The organism is Pseudomonas persica (assembly GCF_900291015.1).
Taxonomy (GTDB): Bacteria; Pseudomonadota; Gammaproteobacteria; order Pseudomonadales; family Pseudomonadaceae; genus Aquipseudomonas.
The window spans coordinates 117,672-137,510 of the sequence record NZ_OLKL01000006.1 but is presented as its reverse complement, the minus strand read 5'-3'; the positions used below and the strand labels follow the sequence as shown (position 1 = coordinate 137,510).

At 59.4% G+C, this 19,839-nt stretch carries 18 protein-coding genes and 2 tRNA genes; 18 read left to right on the top strand and 2 right to left on the bottom strand.

All coding sequences use genetic code 11. The annotated features are described in order from the left end of the window. The first annotated feature begins 151 nt into the window (after positions 1 to 151). From FQ664_RS01850 to FQ664_RS01825, 6 genes are all read left to right on the top strand, one after another. Entirely contained in the window at positions 152 to 2,398 is a 2,247-nt protein-coding gene (locus FQ664_RS01850) for an AsmA family protein (protein ID WP_144170195.1), read from the top strand. After that, positions 2,395 to 3,462 (top strand): A/G-specific adenine glycosylase, encoded by a 1,068-nt coding sequence (gene mutY / locus FQ664_RS01845; protein WP_144170194.1) that lies wholly within the window; start codon positions 2,395 to 2,397, stop codon positions 3,460 to 3,462. The genes FQ664_RS01850 and mutY overlap by 4 nt, the downstream gene beginning before the upstream one ends. Then, positions 3,459 to 3,731: an oxidative damage protection protein gene (locus tag FQ664_RS01840; protein ID WP_144170193.1), complete on the top strand. Its 273-nt coding sequence runs from the start codon at positions 3,459 to 3,461 to the stop codon at positions 3,729 to 3,731. The genes mutY and FQ664_RS01840 overlap by 4 nt, the downstream gene beginning before the upstream one ends. Positions 3,732 to 3,821: 90 nt before the next feature. Then, positions 3,822 to 3,897, top strand: a tRNA-Phe gene (locus FQ664_RS01835). A gap of 172 nt (positions 3,898 to 4,069) precedes the next feature. Continuing rightward, entirely contained in the window at positions 4,070 to 5,050 is a 981-nt protein-coding gene (ppk2, locus tag FQ664_RS01830; RefSeq protein ID WP_144170192.1) for a polyphosphate kinase 2, read from the top strand. A gap of 98 nt (positions 5,051 to 5,148) precedes the next feature. Then, positions 5,149 to 5,586 carry a hypothetical protein gene (locus FQ664_RS01825; RefSeq protein WP_144170191.1) on the top strand — a complete coding sequence of 146 codons (438 nt, stop codon included), beginning with the start codon at positions 5,149 to 5,151 and terminating at the stop codon, positions 5,584 to 5,586. A gap of 180 nt (positions 5,587 to 5,766) precedes the next feature. Here the strand turns inward: FQ664_RS01825 and gabP are convergent, their stop codons facing one another. After that, a complete protein-coding gene (gabP, locus tag FQ664_RS01820; protein WP_144170190.1) occupies positions 5,767 to 7,152 on the bottom strand; it encodes a GABA permease in 1,386 nt (461 codons plus the stop codon). Between the two features lie 642 nt (positions 7,153 to 7,794). Between gabP and FQ664_RS01810 the strand changes: the two genes are divergently transcribed. The 5 genes from FQ664_RS01810 (at position 7,795) to FQ664_RS01790 (ending at position 12,043) form a co-directional block, all read left to right on the top strand. Further along, on the top strand, positions 7,795 to 8,568 hold the full coding sequence (locus FQ664_RS01810; RefSeq protein WP_003257472.1) for an ABC transporter ATP-binding protein: 774 nt from the start codon (positions 7,795 to 7,797) through the stop codon (positions 8,566 to 8,568). A gap of 11 nt (positions 8,569 to 8,579) precedes the next feature. Continuing rightward, on the top strand, positions 8,580 to 9,335 hold the full coding sequence (locus FQ664_RS01805) for an ABC transporter substrate-binding protein (RefSeq protein WP_144170189.1): 756 nt from the start codon (positions 8,580 to 8,582) through the stop codon (positions 9,333 to 9,335). Positions 9,336 to 9,389: 54 nt separating this feature from the next. Beyond that, positions 9,390 to 10,082, top strand: a complete 693-nt coding sequence (locus FQ664_RS01800) for an ABC transporter permease (protein WP_144170188.1) — start codon at positions 9,390 to 9,392, stop codon at positions 10,080 to 10,082. Further along, positions 10,082 to 10,771: an ABC transporter permease gene (locus tag FQ664_RS01795; protein ID WP_144170187.1), complete on the top strand. Its 690-nt coding sequence runs from the start codon at positions 10,082 to 10,084 to the stop codon at positions 10,769 to 10,771. The genes FQ664_RS01800 and FQ664_RS01795 overlap by 1 nt, the downstream gene beginning before the upstream one ends. Before the next feature lie 66 nt (positions 10,772 to 10,837). After that, positions 10,838 to 12,043: a methyltransferase gene (locus tag FQ664_RS01790; protein WP_144170186.1), complete on the top strand. Its 1,206-nt coding sequence runs from the start codon at positions 10,838 to 10,840 to the stop codon at positions 12,041 to 12,043. 388 nt (positions 12,044 to 12,431) lie between these two features. Here FQ664_RS01790 and FQ664_RS01785 read toward each other — a convergent pair whose 3' ends face one another. Then, positions 12,432 to 12,707 carry a DUF3077 domain-containing protein gene (locus tag FQ664_RS01785; RefSeq protein ID WP_144170185.1) on the bottom strand — a complete coding sequence of 92 codons (276 nt, stop codon included), beginning with the start codon at positions 12,705 to 12,707 and terminating at the stop codon, positions 12,432 to 12,434. 572 nt (positions 12,708 to 13,279) lie between these two features. On the opposite strand from FQ664_RS01785, the gene FQ664_RS01780 reads away from it, so the two are divergent. The 7 genes from FQ664_RS01780 to FQ664_RS01745 all read left to right on the top strand — a co-directional run bounded on the left by FQ664_RS01780 (position 13,280) and on the right by FQ664_RS01745 (position 19,638). Next, positions 13,280 to 13,528, top strand: a complete 249-nt coding sequence (locus FQ664_RS01780; RefSeq protein WP_144170184.1) for a hypothetical protein — start codon at positions 13,280 to 13,282, stop codon at positions 13,526 to 13,528. 98 nt (positions 13,529 to 13,626) lie between these two features. Continuing rightward, positions 13,627 to 13,702 (top strand) — tRNA-Thr (locus FQ664_RS01775). A gap of 163 nt (positions 13,703 to 13,865) precedes the next feature. Further along, positions 13,866 to 15,185 (top strand): tyrosine-type recombinase/integrase, encoded by a 1,320-nt coding sequence (locus tag FQ664_RS01770; RefSeq protein ID WP_144170183.1) that lies wholly within the window; start codon positions 13,866 to 13,868, stop codon positions 15,183 to 15,185. Between the two features lie 930 nt (positions 15,186 to 16,115). Beyond that, the gene (locus FQ664_RS01760) at positions 16,116 to 17,096 is read left to right on the top strand and encodes an integrase domain-containing protein (protein ID WP_144170182.1); all 981 of its coding nucleotides are present in this window, start codon (positions 16,116 to 16,118) and stop codon (positions 17,094 to 17,096) included. Beyond that, complete coding sequence (locus FQ664_RS01755; RefSeq protein WP_144170181.1) at positions 17,093 to 17,386, top strand: hypothetical protein; 294 nt, start codon at positions 17,093 to 17,095, stop codon at positions 17,384 to 17,386. Before FQ664_RS01760 ends, FQ664_RS01755 begins: the two co-directional genes overlap by 4 nt. 250 nt (positions 17,387 to 17,636) lie before the next feature. Beyond that, positions 17,637 to 18,488, top strand: coding sequence for a hypothetical protein (locus FQ664_RS01750; protein ID WP_144170180.1), 852 nt, complete (start codon positions 17,637 to 17,639; stop codon positions 18,486 to 18,488). Continuing rightward, a complete protein-coding gene (locus FQ664_RS01745) occupies positions 18,421 to 19,638 on the top strand; it encodes a hypothetical protein (protein WP_144170179.1) in 1,218 nt (405 codons plus the stop codon). Before FQ664_RS01750 ends, FQ664_RS01745 begins: the two co-directional genes overlap by 68 nt. Positions 19,639 to 19,839: the final 201 nt, after the last annotated feature.

Sequence of the window (19,839 nt, the reverse complement as noted above, 5' to 3'; positions counted from 1 at the left end):
GGCACAGGCAAAACACTAAGCTGTCGAAAGCCGTACCATCTGATACATGCGTAGGAAATGCTCTGTATCTCTAGTCGGATACGCAGAGACAACTGCCGCGGCGCTATACTCTGGCGCTTGAATTTCAATAACGGACTACAAGGACTCGCCCATGAAAGCGTTCGGCAAAATCCTGGGACTTGGGCTTCTCGGGTTGCTGCTGATCATCGTGGCGCTGGGCTTCGCCCTGACCCACCTCTTCGATCCCAACGACTACAAAGACGAGATTCGCCAGCTGGCACGTAACAAAGCTCACGTCGAGCTGACCCTCAACGGTGACATTGGCTGGAGCCTGTTCCCGTGGCTGGGCCTGGAGCTGCACGAGGCGAGCATCGCTACCTTGAACAAACCCAAGGAGCCGTTCGCCGACCTGCAGATGCTCGGCCTGTCGGTGCGGGTGCTGCCACTGCTGCGCCGCGAAGTGCAGATGAGCGACGTGCGCGTCGAAGGCCTGAACCTGACCCTGGCCCGTGACGAACACGGCCATGGCAACTGGGAAGACATTGGCAAGCCGCTGCCCGTGCAGGCCGGCGCCAGCGCCGATACACAGGCCAGTGCTCCGGCCCAGGCACCGGCCGAACAGGTGTCGGTACCGGCCGCCAGCAACGAACGCGCCGTCAAGCTGGACATCGACAGCCTGACCGTGAACAACGCCCGCGTGCTGTACACCGATGCCAAGACCGGCCAGAGCTACAGCGCCGAAAGCATCCAGCTGAGCACCGGCCCGGTCCACGAAGGCGCGAACATTCCGCTCAAGGCCAGCGCCTTCCTCAGTGCCAGCCAGCCGAACATCAAGGCCCGCACCGAACTGGCCGGCGAGCTGCGCTTCGACCGCAAGCTCAAGCGCTACAACTTCGAAGACATGCGCCTGTCGGGCGAAACCTCGGGTGAGCCCACCGGCGGCAAGGCCGTGACCTTCGCCGCCCAAGGCCAGTTGCTGGTCGACCTGGCCGCCAATGTCGCCTCGTGGAACGGCCTGAAAGTCTCGGCCAACCAGCTGCGCGCCCTGGGCGAGCTGAACCTGCGTGACCTGGACAAGGCGCCACAGCTGAGCGGCGGCCTGTCCATCGCCCAGTTCGACCTGCGCACGTTCCTCGACAGCATCGGCCGCCCGCTGCCGGCCACCAACGACCCGGCGGCCTTCGCCAAGCTGGAGCTGGTCACCCGCCTGCAGGGCACGCCGAACAGCCTGGCCCTGGAAGACCTGGCGGTGAAGCTGGACGACAGCACCTTCAGTGGCCGCGTGGCCGTCGAAGACTTCGCCAAGCAGGCCCTGCGCCTGCAGCTCAAAGGCGATACCTTCAACGCCGACCGCTACCTGCCGGCCAAGAGCGAAGAAGCCAAGGGCGCCACCGCTGCACGCCAGGCCGAAGTCAAGCAACAAGAGGCCAGCGCGGTCGCCGGTGCCGGCACCACGCCGCTACCCAACGCCCCGACCCAGGTGGCCTGGAGCGACGACAAACTGCTGCCGGTCGACCGCCTGCGCGCCCTCGACCTGCAGGCCGACCTGGCCTTCGGCGCGCTGACCCTGGACAAATTGCCGATCGAAGACGCCCAGCTCAAGGCCATCGGCCAGGGTGGCCTGCTGACCCTGCAAACCCTGCGCGGTGAGCTGTACAACGGCACCTTCGAGGCCAAGGGCACCGTCGATGTGCGCCCTGCCGTGCCGCAACTGGGCGTCAATACCAGCATCCAGCGGGTGCCGGTGGAACACTTCATCAAGACCGAGGGCAAGGAACAGACGCCACCGGTCAAAGGCCTGCTGACCCTGACCAGCGACCTGACCGCCACCGGCAACAGCCAGAAGGCCTTGGTCGATACCCTCAACGGCAACGCCAACTTCGTCATCAACGACGGCGTGCTGGTCAATGCCAACCTGGAGCAGCAGCTGTGCCAGGCGATCGCCACGCTGAACCGCAAATCGCTCAATGGCCTGCCACGCGGCAAGGACACCCCGTTCCAGGAACTGCGTGGCAGCCTGGTGGTGCGCAATGGCGTCGCCAACAACCCGGACCTCAAGGCGCGCATCCCGGGCCTGAGCGTCAACGGCCATGGTGACCTCGACCTGCGCGTGCTGGGCATGGACTACAACGTTGGCGTGGTCGTCGAAGGCGACCAGCGCGCCATGCCGGACCCGGCCTGCCAGGTCAACGAACGCTATGTGGGTGTCGAAATACCGCTGCGCTGCCGCGGCCCGCTGGAGCTGGGCGCCAAGGCTTGCCGTCTCGACCAGAACGGCCTGGGCAAGGTGGCCGCCAAGCTGGCCGGCAACCGCCTGCAAGACAAGATCGATGAAAAACTCGGAGACAAAGTGAGCCCGGAAGTGAAAGAAGCGCTCAAGGGGCTGTTCAAGCGATGAGCCCCGAGCAGTTCTCCAGCGCTGTGCTGGATTGGTATGACGAACACGGCCGGCACGACCTGCCCTGGCAACAGGGCATCACCCCGTACCGGGTGTGGGTGTCGGAAATCATGTTGCAGCAGACCCAGGTCAGCACCGTGCTCAACTACTTCGACCGCTTCATGCAGGCCCTGCCGACCGTGCAGGCCCTGGCCGAGGCGCCGGAGGACGAAGTGCTGCACCTGTGGACGGGCCTGGGCTACTACACCCGGGCGCGCAACCTGCAAAAGGCCGCGAAGATCGTCGTCGAACAGCATGGCGGTGAATTCCCGCGCAGTGTCGAGCAGCTCACCGAGCTGCCCGGCATCGGCCGCTCCACCGCCGGCGCCATCGCCAGCATCAGCATGGGCATCCGCGCACCGATCCTCGACGGCAACGTCAAGCGCGTGCTGGCCCGCTATACCGCCCAGGCCGGCTACCCTGGCGAGCCCAAGGTAGCCAACCAGCTGTGGGCCACGGCCGAGCGCTTTACCCCAAAACAGCGCGCCAACCACTACACCCAGGCGATGATGGACATGGGTGCCACGCTATGCACCCGCAGCAAGCCCAGTTGCCTGATCTGCCCGCTGCGGCGCGGCTGCGAAGCGCACCTGCACGGTGAAGAAACCCGCTACCCCGAGCCCAAACCGCGCAAGGCCCTGCCGCAACGGCGCACGCTGATGCCGCTGCTGGCCAACCACGAAGGCGCCATCCTGCTTTACCGCCGCCCGTCCAGCGGCCTGTGGGGTGGCCTGTGGAGCCTGCCGGAGCTGGACGATATCGCCCAGCTCGACGACCTGGCCTACCAGCACGGCCTGCGCCTGGCTGGCAGCCGCGCCATGGACGGCCTGACCCATACCTTCAGCCACTTCCAGCTGGCGATCGAACCCTGGCTGGTGCGCGTCGACCCGGTCGGCCAGCACGTGGCCGAGGCCGACTGGCTCTGGTATAACCTCGCCACCCCGCCGCGCCTGGGCCTCGCCGCCCCGGTGAAAAAGCTGCTCAAACGCGCGGCCGACGAATTGATTGCAGGAGACGCCCGATGACCCGCACCGTTATGTGCCGCAAGTACAAAGAACAACTGCCAGGCCTGGAGCGCCCGCCCTACCCCGGCGCCAAGGGCCAGGACATCTTCGAACACATCTCGCAGAAGGCCTGGGCCGACTGGCAGAAGCACCAGACCATGCTGATCAACGAAAAGCGCCTGAACATGATGAACGCCGAGGACCGTAAATTCCTCCAGGGCGAGATGGACAAGTTTTTTGCCGGCGAAGAATACGCCCAGGCGGAAGGCTACGTTCCCCCCTCGGAATGACCCCACGGAACGTAAGCGACGGAATTAATTTAAAATTTTTTCAAAAAGTCGTTGACGAGCGGTCTGAAAGTCTATTTAATTCACCTCGTCGCCCAGATAGCTCAGTCGGTAGAGCAGAGGATTGAAAATCCTCGTGTCGGCGGTTCGACTCCGTCTCTGGGCACCACCTTCAAGCTTCTGGTGGTTGCAAAGTTACCCGAAGCGACAACAAGAAACCCGCCTAGTGCGGGTTTTTTGTTGTCTGTGATTTTTTTGCTCATTGACCAGCATCAAATAGCCATCAAACGCTCACCTACATAATCGAAGACGGACATCCGAATCGATTTGCAAGGAACTCCATGAGCGAAGAATCCCCCCTCCTGCTCCCCGCCCCCAGCGAGCCCGCCATCACCAAAGCCCGCACGCGCCGTCCACGCCAGCGCAAGCCGGAACTGACGATCACCAGCATCAGCCAGCAGCCCGCTGCTCTGGAAGTTGCCACCGCCCCCAAGGGCAGCAACGAAGACAGCACCTCGGCCCGCCTGCCTGCCACCTACCCCTACCGCACCCGCCTGCGCCGCCAGGACTACGAAAAGGCCAAGCACGCGCTGCAGATCGAGTTGCTGAAGGTACAGAGCTGGGTGAAGGAAACCGGCCAGCGCGTGGTGATCCTGTTCGAAGGGCGCGATGCGGCAGGCAAGGGCGGCACCATCAAGCGGTTCATGGAACATCTCAACCCTCGTGGTGCGCGTATCGTTGCCCTGGAAAAGCCTTCCGAGCAGGAAAAAGGCCAGTGGTACTTCCAGCGCTATATCGAGCATTTGCCCACGGCAGGTGAAATGGTGTTCTTCGACCGCTCCTGGTACAACCGCGCCGGGGTCGAGAAGGTGATGGATTTCTGCACGCCGCTGCAGTACCTGGAATTCATGCGCCAGGCCCCGGACCTGGAGCGGATGCTGTGCAACAGCGGCATCCTGCTGTTCAAGTACTGGTTCTCGGTGAACCGCGAAGAGCAGTTGCGCCGCTTCATCTCACGCCGCGACGACCCGCTCAAGCACTGGAAACTGTCGCCCATCGACATCAAGTCGCTGGACAAGTGGGACGACTACACCGCTGCCAAGGAAGCGATGTTCTTCCATACCGACACGGCCGATGCACCGTGGACGGTGATCAAGTCCGATGACAAGAAGCGTGCACGAATCAACTGCATTCGGCATTTTCTGCATGCGCTGGACTACCCGGGCAAGGACCACAGCGTGGCCCATGCGCCGGATGCGCTACTGGTAGGGCGAGCTTCCCGCGGCTTCGAGGAAGATGAGGCAGAGCCGCAGGCCAGTTGACTCGTCGAGGCTGCTTTGCAGCCCCCTTCTGCGACACTTGGGTTTCCCCGGCAACTGCGCTTCAATACGCGCACTTTCAGGCAACCCCAGGATTCTCCATGGCTACCCCAACCAAACAACAGAAACGCGCCAAGCGCGCCGCCAGCAAGGCCAAGCAGAACCGCATGGTACGCAGTGGCCAGGCGGTCAAGGCCAGTGCCGGCGACAGCGCCAGCATCGAGCAGGTGTACAACAAGGCCATGGAGTCGGGCAGCTACGACCCGCTGTTCAAGAAGATGAAGGAAGCCCAGGAAGGCGGCCTGGTGCCGATGATCTCGGTGTTCCTGGTGGACCCGCTGCTGGCCCTGGTGCTCAAGGGGCACAAGGAAGAACATGCCACCGACTACATCGTGCTGGTGTTCAACGCCTACCGCAAATGGCTGGACGGGGCTGATGAAGAAGCCACCATGGCCTGGCTGGAGAGCGATGAGTTCCAGGCAGCCTATGTAGCGGCCTCAGAGCTGGTTGCCAAGCAGCAACAGAAGCAGTTTGGCTGATATCGCTGCGCAACCTATCCCGGCCTCTTCGCGGGTAACCCGCTCCCACAGGGCCCGCGCCGGCATCAAGGCCTGCGGCGAACCTGTGGGGGCGGGTTTACCCGCGAAAGGGCCGGAACAGACAACAAAAAAGGCCGCGCCCCACACAGGACGCGGCCTTTTCATTTCAGCCAGCGCGGATCAGTTATCCAGCGCCACCCGCCCGGCAGCTTCACGCTTGCGATGCACCAGCAAGCCAGCCGCCACCACACCAATACTCAGCAGTGCGGTCGCGATGATTTCGGCGCGGTGGTCCTCACGCAGCGCCATCACCACCAGAATGGCAATGATGAAGGCAATGGTCGCCCAGGTCAGGCCCGGGAACAGCCACATCTTGAAGGTGATCTTCTCGCCGCGGGCTTCACGCTGGGCGCGCATGCGCAGCTGCGATACGGCAATCACCAGGTACACCAGCAGTGCAATGGCACCGGAGCTGGCCAGCAGGAACTCGAATACCTGGGCCGGGGCCACGAAGTTGGCGAACACGCAAAGGAACGCCGCTGCGGTGGACAGCAGTACCGCCACGTGCGGGGTCGCCGCCTTGGTGGTGCGCTGGGCAATGACCGGGGCGTCACCACGCTTGCTCAGCGAGAACAGCATGCGCGACGAGGTGTACAGCGCCGAGTTCAGGCAGCTGGTCACGGCAACCAGCACCACGATGTCGACGATCAGCTTGGCATTCGGCACGCCAATGCGGCTCAGCACGGTCTGGTAGGAACCGGTCTCGGCCAGCGCCGGGTCGTTCCACGGCACCAGGGCCACGACCAGGAAAATCGACACCAGGTAGAACAGGCAGATACGCCAGATCACCGAGTTGGTGGCGCGGCTGATCTGCCTGCCCGGGTCCTTCGACTCGGCAGCGGCGATGGTGACGATTTCGGTACCCATGAACGAGAACATGGTGGTCAGCATGGCTGCCAGCACCGCGCCCAAGCCGTTAGGCATGAAGCCCTGGGTATCGAACAGGTGGCTGGCACCGCTCACCTGGCTGCTCGGCACAAAGCCGAACAAGGCAGCACAACCCACGGCGATGAAGCCGATGATCGCCAGCACCTTGAGCAGGGCGAACCAGAACTCGAACTCACCGTAGTTCTTCACGCTGCACAGGTTGGTCAGAGTCAGCGCCAGGGTAATGATGAGGGAGAAGGCCCACAGGTCAACCGCTGGGAACCAGGCATGCAGAATGGCCGCGGCGGCGTTGGCCTCCAGTGGAATCACCAGTACCCAGAACCACCAGTACAGCCAGCCAATGGTGAAACCGGCCCAACGCCCGATGGCGCGGTCGGCATATGTAGAGAACGAACCGGTGTCTGGCGAAGCGACCGCCATTTCACCCAGCATGCGCATCACCAGCACGACCAGCGTACCGGCGGCGGCGTAAGCCAGCAGCACGGCCGGGCCGGCAGCGGCGATGGCGTGCCCGGAGCCTACGAACAGGCCGGCACCGATGACGCCGGCGATGGACAGCATGGTCACATGCCGTTGTTTGAGCCCCTGAGCGAGGTCATTGGAATTGTTACCGCTCATTGAAACTACCTTTGTAAGGAGTGGACCACTCCGACTGCGGGTTACGGAGCGCGCCAGGGGTTGACCTAGGCGTCACTGCAATCGGCGGTTTCCTACTGGCAATAAGCGCGCCATGTGCTGAACGCACTCGTCAGAAAAGCCGGCGGGCCTTTTAACATGAGGTTTGGAGGGCTTTCCGCCAATCCCTGACCGAAAGACCATCAAATCATCGGATTACTGAAATACCCACTTACAAACGCACCAAAGGTGCTCCCCGGTAACACCCGTGCACCACTGCAATGCCAAAAAGTGCAACCTCAAGGTACAACCCGATATCTCGCAAAGGCCTTCGCGGGTAAACCCGCGCCTACAGGGTCGTCTGGCTGATAAGTCAGGTTTACCCCGTCGAATGGTCTAAAACCGCTTCCAAGAGCCGGCCAAAGCTGGCACCATCGCGCCTTTTTTCATCAAGGCTCTGGTGCTGGGCGAGACCTTCGCGGACATCCGCGCGACGTTACGCTGTAGCGATGCGACAAACTGCCCCACCAGCGCCCCGAGTCCCCGGCGACCCTGTTGGCCGTGATAATGCCGCTATGCTAGCTTGGCGCACGCCAGGAAGGCCCCCAACAGCTGGGAACGCACCCGAACACATGAGGACCGCACATGGCTCAGGCCACGCCCGCGCTGGAAATCCGCAATCTGCACAAACGCTACGGCGAGCAGGAAATTCTCAAGGGCATTTCGCTGACCGCTCGCGACGGTGACGTGATCTCCATCCTGGGGTCGTCCGGCTCCGGCAAGTCCACCCTGCTGCGCTGCATCAACCTGCTCGAGAACCCGCACCAGGGCGAAATCCTGGTCGCCGGTGAAGCCCTCAAGCTCAAGGCCGCCAAGAACGGCGACCTGGTTGCCGCCGACAACCGCCAGATCAACCGCCTGCGCAGCGAGATCGGCTTCGTCTTCCAGAACTTCAACCTGTGGCCACACATGTCGATCCTCGACAACATCATCGAGGCACCACGCCGCGTGCTCGGCCAGAGCAAGGCCGAGGCCATCGAAGCCGCCGAAGCCCTGCTGAACAAAGTCGGCATCTACGACAAACGCCACAGTTACCCCGCCCAGCTTTCCGGTGGCCAGCAACAGCGCGCCGCCATTGCCCGTACCCTGGCCATGAAGCCCAAGGTCATCCTGTTCGACGAGCCAACTTCGGCGCTCGACCCGGAAATGGTCCAGGAAGTGCTAAACGTTATCCGCGCATTGGCCGAAGAAGGCCGTACCATGCTGCTGGTGACGCACGAGATGAGCTTTGCCCGCCATGTGTCCAGTGAAGTGGTCTTCCTGCACCAGGGCCTGGTCGAAGAGCAGGGATCGCCGCAGCAGGTCTTCGAAAACCCGACCTCGGCGCGTTGCAAGCAATTCATGTCCAGCCACCGCTAACGGAGCAATACATGCACACTTACAAGAAGTTCCTCCTGGCAGCTGCTGCCACGCTGGTGATGTCGGCCAATGCCCTGGCCGCAGAAAAACTGCGCATGGGTATCGAAGCTGCCTACCCACCGTTCAACAACAAGGATGCCAGCGGTAACGTGGTCGGCTTCGACAAGGACATCGGCGACGCCCTGTGCGCCAAGATGAAAGTCGAGTGCTCGGTCGTCACCTCCGACTGGGACGGCATCATCCCGGCCCTGAACGCCAAGAAGTTCGACTTCCTGGTGTCGTCGCTGTCGATCACCGACGAGCGCAAGCAGGCCGTGGACTTCACCGAGCCGTACTACTCCAACAAGCTGCAGTTCATCGCGCCGAAAAACGCCGACTTCAAGACCGACAAGGCCTCGCTCAAAGGCAAGGTGATCGGTACCCAGCGCGCCACCCTGGCTGGCACCTGGCTGGAAGACAACTACGGTGACGACGTACAGATCAAGCTGTACGACACCCAGGAAAACGCCTACCTCGACCTGGTTTCCGGCCGCATTGACGGCATCCTCGCCGACAAGTACGTGCAGTACGAGTGGCTGAAGAGCAAAGACGGCTCGAACTTCGAGTTCAAGGGCGAGCCAGTGATGGACAGCGACAAGATCGGTATTGCCGTGCGCAAGGGTGACACCAAGCTGCGCGACGACCTGAACAAGGCCCTGGCAGAAATCAAGGCCGACGGCACGTACAAGAAGATCAACGACAAGTACTTCCCGTTCAGCATCGAATGATCCGCCCCGACCGGCGCGCCCCTGCGGCGCGCCAGTCCCTAGAATGACCTGCCCATGAATATCGACCTGCACGGATTCGGTCCGGCCATGATGGCTGGCACCCTGATGACCGTAAAACTGGCGCTTTGCGCCTTGCTGCTGGGCCTGGTTTTGGGCCTGCTCGGCGCCCTGGCCAAGACCTCCTCGATCAAGCCGCTGCAATGGCTTGGCGGCTTCTACTCGACCCTGGTGCGCGGCGTGCCCGAACTGCTCTGGGTGTTGCTTATCTATTTCGGCACCGTCGGGTTGATGAACGCCCTCGGCGAAGCCCTTAACCTGCCGGGCCTGGAACTCAGCGCCTTCGCCGCCGGCGTACTCGCCCTGGGCCTGTGCTTCGGCGCCTATGCCACCGAAGTGTTCCGTGGTGCCATCCTGGCGATCCCCAAGGGCCACCGTGAGGCCGGCCTGGCACTGGGCCTGTCCAAGGGCCGCATCCTGTCGCGGATCATCCTGCCGCAGATGTGGCGCATCGCCCTGCCCGGCCTTGGCAACCTGTTCATGATCCTGATGAAGGACACCGCCCTGGTGTCGGTGATCGGCCTGGAAGAAATCATGCGTCATGCGCAAATCGGCGTGACCGTGACCAAAGAGCCATTCACCTTCTACATGGTCGCGGCCTGCATCTACCTGAGCCTGACCATCATTGCCATGACCGGCATGCACTTCATGGAAAAACGCGCCGCTCGCGGCTTTGCGAGGGCTGAATAATGAATTGGGAAGTCATCATCAAATGGCTGCCACGCCTGGCCCAGGGCGCGACCCTGACCCTGGAGCTGGTGGCCATCGCGGTGGTTGCCGGGTTGATCCTGGCCATCCCGCTGGGCATCGCCCGCTCCTCGCGCCACTGGTACGTGCGCGCGGTGCCGTTCAGCTACATCTTCTTCTTCCGTGGCACGCCGTTGCTGGTGCAGCTGTTCCTGGTCTACTACGGCCTGGCGCAGTTCGACACGGTGCGTACGAGCTCGCTGTGGCCGTACCTGCGCGATCCGTTCTGGTGCACCGTGCTGACCATGACCTTGCACACGGCTGCCTACATCGCCGAGATCCTGCGCGGCGCGCTGCAGTCGATCCCCAAGGGTGAGATCGAGGCGGCACGGGCGTTGGGCATGTCGCGGGGCAAGACGCTGTTCTACATCATGCTGCCACGCGCTGCGCGCATCGGCCTGCCGGCGTACAGCAACGAAGTGATCCTGATGCTCAAGGCCAGCGCCCTGGCCAGTACCGTGACCCTGCTGGAACTGACCGGCATGGCCCGTACCATCATTGCCCGCACCTATCTGCCGGTAGAGATCTTCTTTGCCGCCGGGTTGTTCTACCTGGTGATCTCGTTCGTGCTGGTGCAGGGCTTCAAGCTGCTGGAGCGCTGGTTGCGCGTGGATGCGTGCCAGGGCCGCTGAGACCTCCTGGCCTTCTTCGCGGGTTCACCCGCGAAGTGGCCTCAAAACCCAACACACGTCCCCCCCATGCCCAACCACCTCCACAGCCCCCACCTAAGCCCCCGCTTCCAGGCCCTCGACCAGTTCCTGCTCGAGCACCAGCAGCTGTGGAAACCCCGCCCCTTCACCACCCTGCAACTGGGCTGGGAAACCGAATATCCCGAGCTTGCCGCCCACCTGCGCCAATGCTCCCTGGCAGACGCCGAAACCGACAGCACCGTTGCCCCCTTGCCTGCCCCGTTCCCGCAACTGGCACAGCAAGCCCGACAGCTTTCGGCACTCGGCTACCTCCCGGAAACCGATCTGCCCCCCGCCGCGCACCGCCTCGACGTCGCCGTCCCCGGCCGCAAATGGCAACAGATCGAAGCCTTCGCCAGCCACCTGGCGTTCCGCGGACAGCCCCGTCACTGGCTGGACTGGTGCTCCGGTAAAGGCCACCTCGGCCGCCGCCTGCTGCAACCCGGCCAGCAGCTGACCTGCCTGGAATACGATGCCGAACTGGTAACCGCCGGCCAGGCCCTGAGCGCGCACCACCACCTGCCAGCGCAGCACATGCACCAGGATGTGATGGCCAACGACAGCGCCCGCCACCTGGCTGGCGACAAAAGCGTGGTCGCCCTGCACGCCTGTGGTGACCTGCATGTACGCCTGATGCAACTGGCCAGCCAGCAAGGTTGCCGGCAACTGGCCGTGGCGCCCTGCTGCTACAACCGCATTGCGGCGCAGCAGTACCAGGCGCTATCCACAGCCGCGCAGGCATCGAGCCTGCAACTGTCGCTGGACGACTTGGGCCTGCCCCTGAGCGAAACCGTTACCGCCGGCGCCCGCGTGCGGCGCCAGCGTGACACCTCGATGGCCCGGCGCCTGGGCTTCGACCTGCTGCAGCGCCAGCAGCGCCAGAATGGCGAATACCTGCCGACGCCATCGCTGCCCGTGGCCTGGCTGGAGAAGCCCTTCGCGGAATACTGCCGCGACCTGGCCGAACTCAAGCAACTGCAACTGACTGGCAACCCGGACTGGACAGCCCTGGAAACTGCCGGCTGGCAGCGCCTGGCCGAGGTCCGCAACCTGGAACGCGTGCGCAACCTGTTCCGCCGGCCGCTGGAGCTGTGGTTGGTACTCGATCGCGCCCTGTTCCTCGAAGAACAAGGCTACAACGTGCGCCTTGGCCTGTTCTGCGACTATCCACTCACCCCACGCAACCTGCTCATCCTCGCCGAACGCGACTGTTAGCCGCAGCACAACCTGTGGATAACTCTGTGAACAAGCTTGTGATTACCTGTTGGATCCAAGCGCTATTTCAAGCACTCGGCTTATTCCGGCTTGTGCGTCAAGGCCAGTAAAAACAGGCGTTTGCGCAAAGACCGGCGGTGTGGCTGTCCGGCATGCCTTTCGCGCAAGGCGCCGATGCCACTTGTGCATAAACATTTCTTGTGGTTGGGGACTGCGGCTAAAGCCTTACCCAGAATGGCCTGATTTGCGCGGTCTCTTGTGGGAGCGGCCTTGTGTCGCGAAAGGGCTGCAACGCAGCCCCAGCGATCTCTGCAAATACGCCAAAAACGGGGGCCGCTTTGCGGCCCATCGCGACACAAGGCCGCTCCCACACAGACCGCGTCAGGGCTCAATGCGCCTTGTTCTTGGCAATCTCGATATCGTTCATCAGCGCCTTGGCCATGTCGCACAGATAATCGGCGGCGCCGAGGAATTTATGGTCGTCCTCCATATCCCCCTCGCGCACCAGGTGCTTGATGTAGCCCATCAGGATCGAGACATGCTCGTAGGCAGCATCGACCGGGACGCCGGGCTCGACGCGTAGCAGGTTGAGGGATGGGTTACCGGCTGCGAGGAAGGTTTCCACGCCTGCGGTGGTGATAGGTTCGACAATGGTTTTCTTCATGGCATAAGTCCTTACTCGAGGGAGGAACTGCCACAAATCTTTCTCACGGATTGGGGTGGCAGCCGTACGCGGGGTGAGAAACCGGTCGAATAAGGAAGCCCGGCCAGACCGAAGTCTGCCCGCGTACGGCCACCATAAATGGGTAGCGCTTATTCGAGGAGGGTTCTCACACCCGGTCGCCTGAGCGACCCGAGAACGGTATCCGTGAGCCATTTCCCCGACAACAGCGCTACTTCGGCGGCGCGCGTAGGATAGTTCCGAAGCCACCAAACCCTGAAGCTTTTAGCCCCCAAGTTCAGAATCTTCGTACAACTGATGACCCCTTCGCGGGTAAACCCGCTCCCACAGGTACCAAACAAGATGTGAGAACAGTGATATCCCTGTGGGAGCGGGTTCACCCGCGAAGAGGCCAGAACAGGCAACAAAAAGCTAAAGCCCCACCGCAGATCCCCACCCAACGGTGTATCATCCACCCCCCAAATCATTAAAAAGTGACGTCGCGCGCTGCCCGCCAGCCCCGCGACCTTCTGGCGTTGCGCCAGAACCGACATGGACTAACGGACCCGACCATCGTGACCCAGACCAAGCCCTTCGCCCTGCTGACCCTCACCCTGGCCCTGACCGGCTGCGCCAGCGGCACCGCCCCGCACCACCCCAGCAGCCTGGGCTGGAACCACCCCGGCATGCAGCTGGGCGGCGACAACGGCCTGCCCCTGCGCAGCGAAAGCCCCTGCCGCAAGCGCGGTTGCGACAACGACAAGCTGTTCTTCAACCCGGGCAAAAGCGAGCCAAGCGTCACCACCATTCACCGCGGCTGGTAGGAAAATTCTTCTTTTGGGCCGGTGACTTAGGTCATTTGCGAACATTCGCAACGAAGTGGTTTACAGGCGCCAACCGATCGTTATAATGACGCCCCATTGCCGGTATAGCTCAGATGGTAGAGCAACTGACTTGTAATCAGTAGGTCCCGGGTTCGATTCCTGGTGCCGGCACCATTCAAGGTTCCATAGAAAGCTTTCAAAATCTCTGGAACCCCCGAAAAACCCGCCTTCTGGCGGGTTTTTTCGTTTTGGCGTTCCGTCGGATTCCGAGGGTAGCCAGCGTTAATAAGGGTAGTTTTAAGGATAGAGGTCCGTTTCGATATCGGAGACTACCCTTATGGCCCGCACCACTGCGCCGCTTACAGACACCGCCTGCCGCACGGCAAAGCCCAGAGAGCGCGAGTACAAGCTTTTCGACGGCGACGGTCTCTACCTGCTTGTGCAACCCAACGGCCGCAAAGGCTGGCGGCTCAGGTACGTGAAACCCGATGGCCGCGAAGGCCTGACCGCCCTCGGCAGCTACCCGGTAGTCGGGCTGGGTGACGCACGCCGCAAGCGCTTCGAGATCAAGCAGCAGCTCGCCAACGGCATAGATCCCATCCAGTACAAGCAACAAACCAAGACTCAGGCCGTGATCAACGGTCGGAGCTTCGAAAGCGTTGCGCTCGACTGGCACGCGAGCATGGTGCCGAAGTGGGCGCCCGGCCACGCCAAGACTGTACTCAGCCGATTGAAAACCCACGTGTTCCCTTTAATCGGTGCCAGAGCAATCGTTGAGCTGGACACCCACGACCTCATGCAGCCACTGGAGGCCGTGACGAAGCGCGGCACCATTGATGTGGCGCTCCGGATCAAGAACTACCTGCAAAGCATCATGCGTGAAGCCAAACGGCTGCGACTGATTACGGCGAACCCGGCTCATGACCTCGATGGCTCGATCAAGACACCACGGGTAACTCACCGACCCGCACTACCCTTATCGCGGCTGCCAGAGCTACTGGCATGCATCGAGGACTACAGAGGTCGCCCGCTCACGAGCCTCACGGTGATGCTGTCGTTACATGTATTCGTACGCTCCAGCGAACTGCGTTTCGCCCGTTGGAACGAGTTCGACCTCAAGCGCGGAATCTGGGAGATTCCCGACACCCGCCCGGCGCTGGACGGCGTGCCGTTTTCCACAAGGGGTACGAAGATGGCCGGGGACATTCACGTTGTACCCTTATCGCCGCAGGCAGTGGCCTTGCTTGAGCAAATCCACGCGATCACCGGCAAGTTCGACCTGGTGTTCGCGGGAGATGCCAAACCGTGGAAACCGATGTCCGAGAACACGGTGAATGCCGCGCTCAGGACGATGGGCTACGACACCAAGGTGGATATCTGCGGCCACGGATTCCGAGCCATGGCGTGCAGTGCGCTGGTCGAGTCCGGGCTGTGGTCAGAGATAGCGATCGAGCGCCAGATGAGCCACAAGGAACGCAACAACGTGCGGGCGGCTTATACCCACAAGGCCGAGTTCCTCGAAGAGCGCCGGATGATCATGACCTGGTGGAGCCGGTTTCTGGAGGCGAACCGCGAGGACCATGTGACGCCGCATGAGTTTGCCAAGCAGACGGGCGAGAACGTCACGCGGCTTCGCAGTGCCAAGAGGACCGAGTAACCCGCCGCACCACCACCTCAACTCGCTGTGAAGTTACCCACAGCACCGTATGAAGCTCTTCCGCGCGGGTCCTTTCAAACGGGGCTGCAAAGCCGCCCCGTTTGAAAGGACCATACCTAAGAAAAAAACTGCTGGCACAGCTTACGTCTGTGGAAAACCACTGATGTCCACCGGGGGATAGTTTTATCCACAGGCGCTAAATCCCTGATATCGCGCTGCTTGACGAATATTGTCCACAAGCGTAGACCGGGAGTCGCAAGAGCTGTCGATGACAGCACCCCAGGTGACCCGAACCTTAAAGGTCACGCCGCTCCCGCGGTGGTTCACCCGCAAGTACGATTCGCGTCCGGCAGCTCGTACGGTCACTACCCATGTGATGGATGCCAACTCAATATCGTTGCCCCTGCGGCAACCACCCTACCCATCTGCTCAGCAGCAACCTATCCGCTTGGCCATTTCGCGTGCGCCAACCTGCGCCCGTCTCTTTCTCCTGGAAAGAGACGGGCGCTCCTGACACTGCTGCAGCCCTGATCGCACATGGCTCAGCGACAATTCCCCTCGTGACAATTGGCGTGACAAACGCCGATGTCACCAGCAACAGCCATGCAGATGATGGTGCCGCAGACCAAGGAATGGACTGCACCTGACTGACAGTCAGGCATGCCCCGGTCATCGCATCGCTGCGTTCACCCGGCTCAGGATCTCGCGGCACTGGTCTCGTCAGCCAATGCAGCCTCCACCCGCCCACCGGTAACGGTGCTCAGGAGGCCAGATCATGAGATGCCCTTGCTCCCGGAAGTAAGGAGCCGCCAGTCCCGCGTTAGAGGACATCCCCACAGGTCGCAGGGGCCTTGATCCCTGATAACACTCAACATTCTTGGCGGGATGACGTGGGGCGAGGATCGGAGAACGGTAGATGAGGTGATCGGCATGGCATTGGTGGGTAGACGCGATGGCCGCAATTTCGGTTACGGCAGGCAACTGAGCTACGCAGGGCCGCAGGCGTTGAAAGACATGTTCGGCGGCGGCCACTACGGCACGGTCAAGGCACACTGTGATCGGTGGCAGGCATTCGTGAAGTGGTGCCGCTCCGAACAGGGGCCCGGTATCAATGATGCGCGGCAGATTGATCGAAAGGTGATGGCCGACTATGCGGCGTACCTGCGCGAGGTGGTTAAGCGCGGTGACCTCACGGTCAGCACCGCACAAAACCGACTGTCCAGCGTTAACAGGACCATGGCTGCGCTTCGCGGTGATCAGTACGTGAAATTGCCCAGCCCGAGTAAGGCGTTGGGTATGCAGCGCACCGGAGTTCGCCACTCGGTGCCGCAGGGACAAGATCGCGAACAGGTTAAACAGATCGTCGATGCGCTTTGCCGGCATCATCAGCTACGAGCCGCTGCGATTGTTCTGTTGGCGCGAGCCACCGGTATGCGCTTGCGTGAGGCCATCTTGGCTGACCTGCCACGGCTAAGCCGTGAGGCTAACAACCTAGGCAAGATCAATATTCAGGATGGCACCAAAGGCGGACGCGCCGGTGCCTCGGCGCCACGTTGGATAACAGTGGACGATCATATTCGTGGTGCACTTGAGTTTGCACGGCAGATTTCGCCTGGGGGTAGCCGCAACCTGATTGCGCCACATGAAAGCTACCTGAATGTTCTGCAAGAAATCATCCGCCCTGCACGGGACATCCTGCAGGCACACAACCTCAAAGGCTTCCATGAGCTACGAGCGGCGTACGCGTGTGAGCGCTATGAGCAAGTCACCCAACACCGCGCGCCTATCAACGGTGGCCAATGTGGGCAGGTAGATAGGTGCCTTGATCGTGAGGCCCGGAGGCAAATCAGCTATGAGCTGGGGCACGGCCGGATCGACGTGGTCGCTGCCTATATCGGAGGTGGCAGATGAGTAAGCCATTCGATATGGAGTTGTTCTTGGCTGGCATGCTGACCGGGTCGCACGCGACGAGGCAACGCCACTTGCGGCAGGCAACACTTATCCAAGCCGAAATCGCAGACCGCTGGCAACTAAAAACACCTTGGGCCTGGCGGAGAAAGCATTTGGCTTGGTTTCTCGAACATCGCCTAGAACGGCGCAGCAAGGCGACGCGCTACTACTACTTACTGACGGTCCGGCTGCTCATTCGACGCTTAGAAAGGTCATGGGATTTTCAATCCACGCTTAAGACCGAATGCTAATAATGACTGGCAGCGGCCGGCTAAACGCAGATACGGTGCCGCGATAGGGACAAGTCTCGGTGAGCGACACACGCTTTGGAGCTTAATCATTCCAGCATGGCCGCAAACGAATGCCCTATGTCTATGATGGCATTTTGGTGTAAGATAAAACTTACCCTAAATATCATACGCCTCTACCGCTGTTCCAAAATTAACAAAAATAAGTCTTAAAATTTGCCAAATACGGCCTCATAGATAAGATAAAGAGCACATGGAAAGCCCATTAATCAACCTCGCACTTCTCGAAGCTCTTAAAACAGAAAAGTTTAGCGACGAAATTGATCTTTTCCTCCCATTTATAGCGGTTACAATCTCAGAGCTTGGATTGCCTACGGTCCAAGCTGCAGATATACAGACGAAGCTAAGCGAACTATTTGGATTTCACCCACCAATCTCCGCAATCCGGGTGTTGATGACCCGTGCAAAAAATAAAAATCTCCTAATCAAGGAAAATCACGCGTATATACCTAGGGCGGAAAAAATCCAAGAATGGTCAAACGGTTATTCCAAGAAAAAAGAAGATCTGGAAGTATCGCTTGGTAGTTTAAAAAGAGGTTTCGTCGAATATACTAGAGAACGCTTCCAAAAAGAGTTACCGTTAGCTGAAGCCGAGAGTTTGATTTTTCAGTTCATCGAAGAAAACGTTTCAGCAGCGGTTAGCCGTAGAGCCTATAACAAGGCAGAATTGGAAAACTCAATAAAAAACACCAGCCATATAACTGCATCATTTATTGGCCACATACACAAAAAAGAACCTGTGTTGCTGGAGCATTTTGGCAGATGTGTCAAAGGTATGTTACTTGCGAACTACCTTTACTTTGCCGACAAGCGAACACAAAAGAAAACATTCGAAAAAATAACAGTCTACTTAGATTCCCCGCTCATCATTGGCTTGCTAGGATTTAACGGACCGTTCAACAAACAAGCAAATGAAGAATTTGTTGAGCTTCTGACGTCACTGAAGATCAAAGTATGTATTTTTGACAAGACTCTAGATGAGATCGAACGACTTTTATCAGCGTGGGAAAAGCGATATAGCAAGAAAATCCTTCAGACGCTTTAATACAAAAACATTGGAACTACTTAGATCTCAGGGTTATGATGAAGCGCGGCTCGATACGGAAATAAAAACCCTCCATCGCACCATTGAAAATAAGGGCATTAGTATAGTCTTAGGATTTTCCGCAAAGGAACGATTCCAATGCGACGAAGATGCGCTAGAGAAAGCTATTGCCGAAAATTTCAAGAAAGAAAAAAACTTAGAGCATGACACTATCTGCATCTCGCGCGTTCACAACACGCGGGAAGGCCGTCACATACGCGAATTGAGTGAAAGCTTTTCTGTATTCGTAACTAGGAACACCGGACTAGCAAAATACGCGAACGGTTTTTTCAGCAAGAATGGTTATTCCAGCCCCATTCCAATTGTGGTTTCTGAGCAATGGATGACAATCATGTTCTGGCTTAAGAACCCAGACATGACAGGCAAGTTAGCTACAGACCAGGTAGTAGCGACTGCTTACAGTCTTCTTTACACCGACGACAAATTTTGGGATGCATTCCTCGACCGCCTCGACACGATTAAGAGGCGTGGTGACATTTCCGAGGAAGACTTTGTACTGGTTCGCTGGGATGCTGATCTTCTCCGAATGGTGCAAGATGCTTCCGTCGAAGTCGGCGATGAATTCTCCGAAGAAGATGTATTCGATATTGTTGATGGAATAAAGCGGAAGTACCTCGCTGACTCTGAACAGGCTATTGCGGATCTACAGCAACAGCAGGCTGAAGAAATCCACAAACTACAAGTTAACGCCCAAGCTGCATTGGCTACTGAACGAGAAGCTAGAGATACCGCGCAAGCAGAAAAAGACACAATAGTTTTAAGACATCAAGCTCTTGAGACGAAAATACGGAAATTTTCCAGGGTCCTCGCCCGCTGCATATCAACTCCAATATGTCTCACTCTTGTTGTCTTCCTGATAGTTGCGAGTATTCAATCACTGCCCGCCGGCGTTATCCCACAAATTCTACAAGACGCGACATTATTTGAAGGCCTGAAACTTTCAGCAACCACCATATCAATTACAGTCCTAACGACCTTGGCATGGGGAATATCAAGCTGGGTTTTTGGTCTAGATGTAAAAAAGGTTAACAAATTCATAGAAGATTGGTTGGCAGAAAAAATTCTTGCTTTGTTCATGGGTAAACCATGACATGTAGCATCTGCCCCTAAAATATAACTCCCTGCACAGAATATTTATTCCTGTGCAGGGGGTGAGGTTGATTCCCCCAAACAGAAAATTATTCATTTAGGATCTCAGTGCATCTTAGGTTTCTCTCTAGCCTAAGAACGATCACACGAATGCCAAAGGATAGTTTTAGAGATAGCGACAGAAGAAGATCAAGTCAAAAAA

What these genes read in the sequence shown, in the direction of transcription:
- FQ664_RS01850 (WP_144170195.1), top strand. Translation starts at nt 152, where the DNA reads ATGAAAGCGTTCGGCAAAATCCTGGGACTTGGGCTTCTCGGGTTGCTG.
- mutY (WP_144170194.1), top strand. Translation starts at nt 2,395, where the DNA reads ATGAGCCCCGAGCAGTTCTCCAGCGCTGTGCTGGATTGGTATGACGAA.
- FQ664_RS01840 (WP_144170193.1), top strand. Translation starts at nt 3,459, where the DNA reads ATGACCCGCACCGTTATGTGCCGCAAGTACAAAGAACAACTGCCAGGC.
- ppk2 (WP_144170192.1), top strand. Translation starts at nt 4,070, where the DNA reads ATGAGCGAAGAATCCCCCCTCCTGCTCCCCGCCCCCAGCGAGCCCGCC.
- FQ664_RS01825 (WP_144170191.1), top strand. Translation starts at nt 5,149, where the DNA reads ATGGCTACCCCAACCAAACAACAGAAACGCGCCAAGCGCGCCGCCAGC.
- gabP (WP_144170190.1), bottom strand. Translation starts at nt 7,152, where the DNA reads ATGAGCGGTAACAATTCCAATGACCTCGCTCAGGGGCTCAAACAACGG.
- FQ664_RS01810 (WP_003257472.1), top strand. Translation starts at nt 7,795, where the DNA reads ATGGCTCAGGCCACGCCCGCGCTGGAAATCCGCAATCTGCACAAACGC.
- FQ664_RS01805 (WP_144170189.1), top strand. Translation starts at nt 8,580, where the DNA reads ATGCACACTTACAAGAAGTTCCTCCTGGCAGCTGCTGCCACGCTGGTG.
- FQ664_RS01800 (WP_144170188.1), top strand. Translation starts at nt 9,390, where the DNA reads ATGAATATCGACCTGCACGGATTCGGTCCGGCCATGATGGCTGGCACC.
- FQ664_RS01795 (WP_144170187.1), top strand. Translation starts at nt 10,082, where the DNA reads ATGAATTGGGAAGTCATCATCAAATGGCTGCCACGCCTGGCCCAGGGC.
- FQ664_RS01790 (WP_144170186.1), top strand. Translation starts at nt 10,838, where the DNA reads ATGCCCAACCACCTCCACAGCCCCCACCTAAGCCCCCGCTTCCAGGCC.
- FQ664_RS01785 (WP_144170185.1), bottom strand. Translation starts at nt 12,707, where the DNA reads ATGAAGAAAACCATTGTCGAACCTATCACCACCGCAGGCGTGGAAACC.
- FQ664_RS01770 (WP_144170183.1), top strand. Translation starts at nt 13,866, where the DNA reads ATGGCCCGCACCACTGCGCCGCTTACAGACACCGCCTGCCGCACGGCA.
- FQ664_RS01760 (WP_144170182.1), top strand. Translation starts at nt 16,116, where the DNA reads ATGGCATTGGTGGGTAGACGCGATGGCCGCAATTTCGGTTACGGCAGG.
- FQ664_RS01755 (WP_144170181.1), top strand. Translation starts at nt 17,093, where the DNA reads ATGAGTAAGCCATTCGATATGGAGTTGTTCTTGGCTGGCATGCTGACC.
- FQ664_RS01750 (WP_144170180.1), top strand. Translation starts at nt 17,637, where the DNA reads ATGGAAAGCCCATTAATCAACCTCGCACTTCTCGAAGCTCTTAAAACA.
- FQ664_RS01745 (WP_144170179.1), top strand. Translation starts at nt 18,421, where the DNA reads ATGAGATCGAACGACTTTTATCAGCGTGGGAAAAGCGATATAGCAAGA.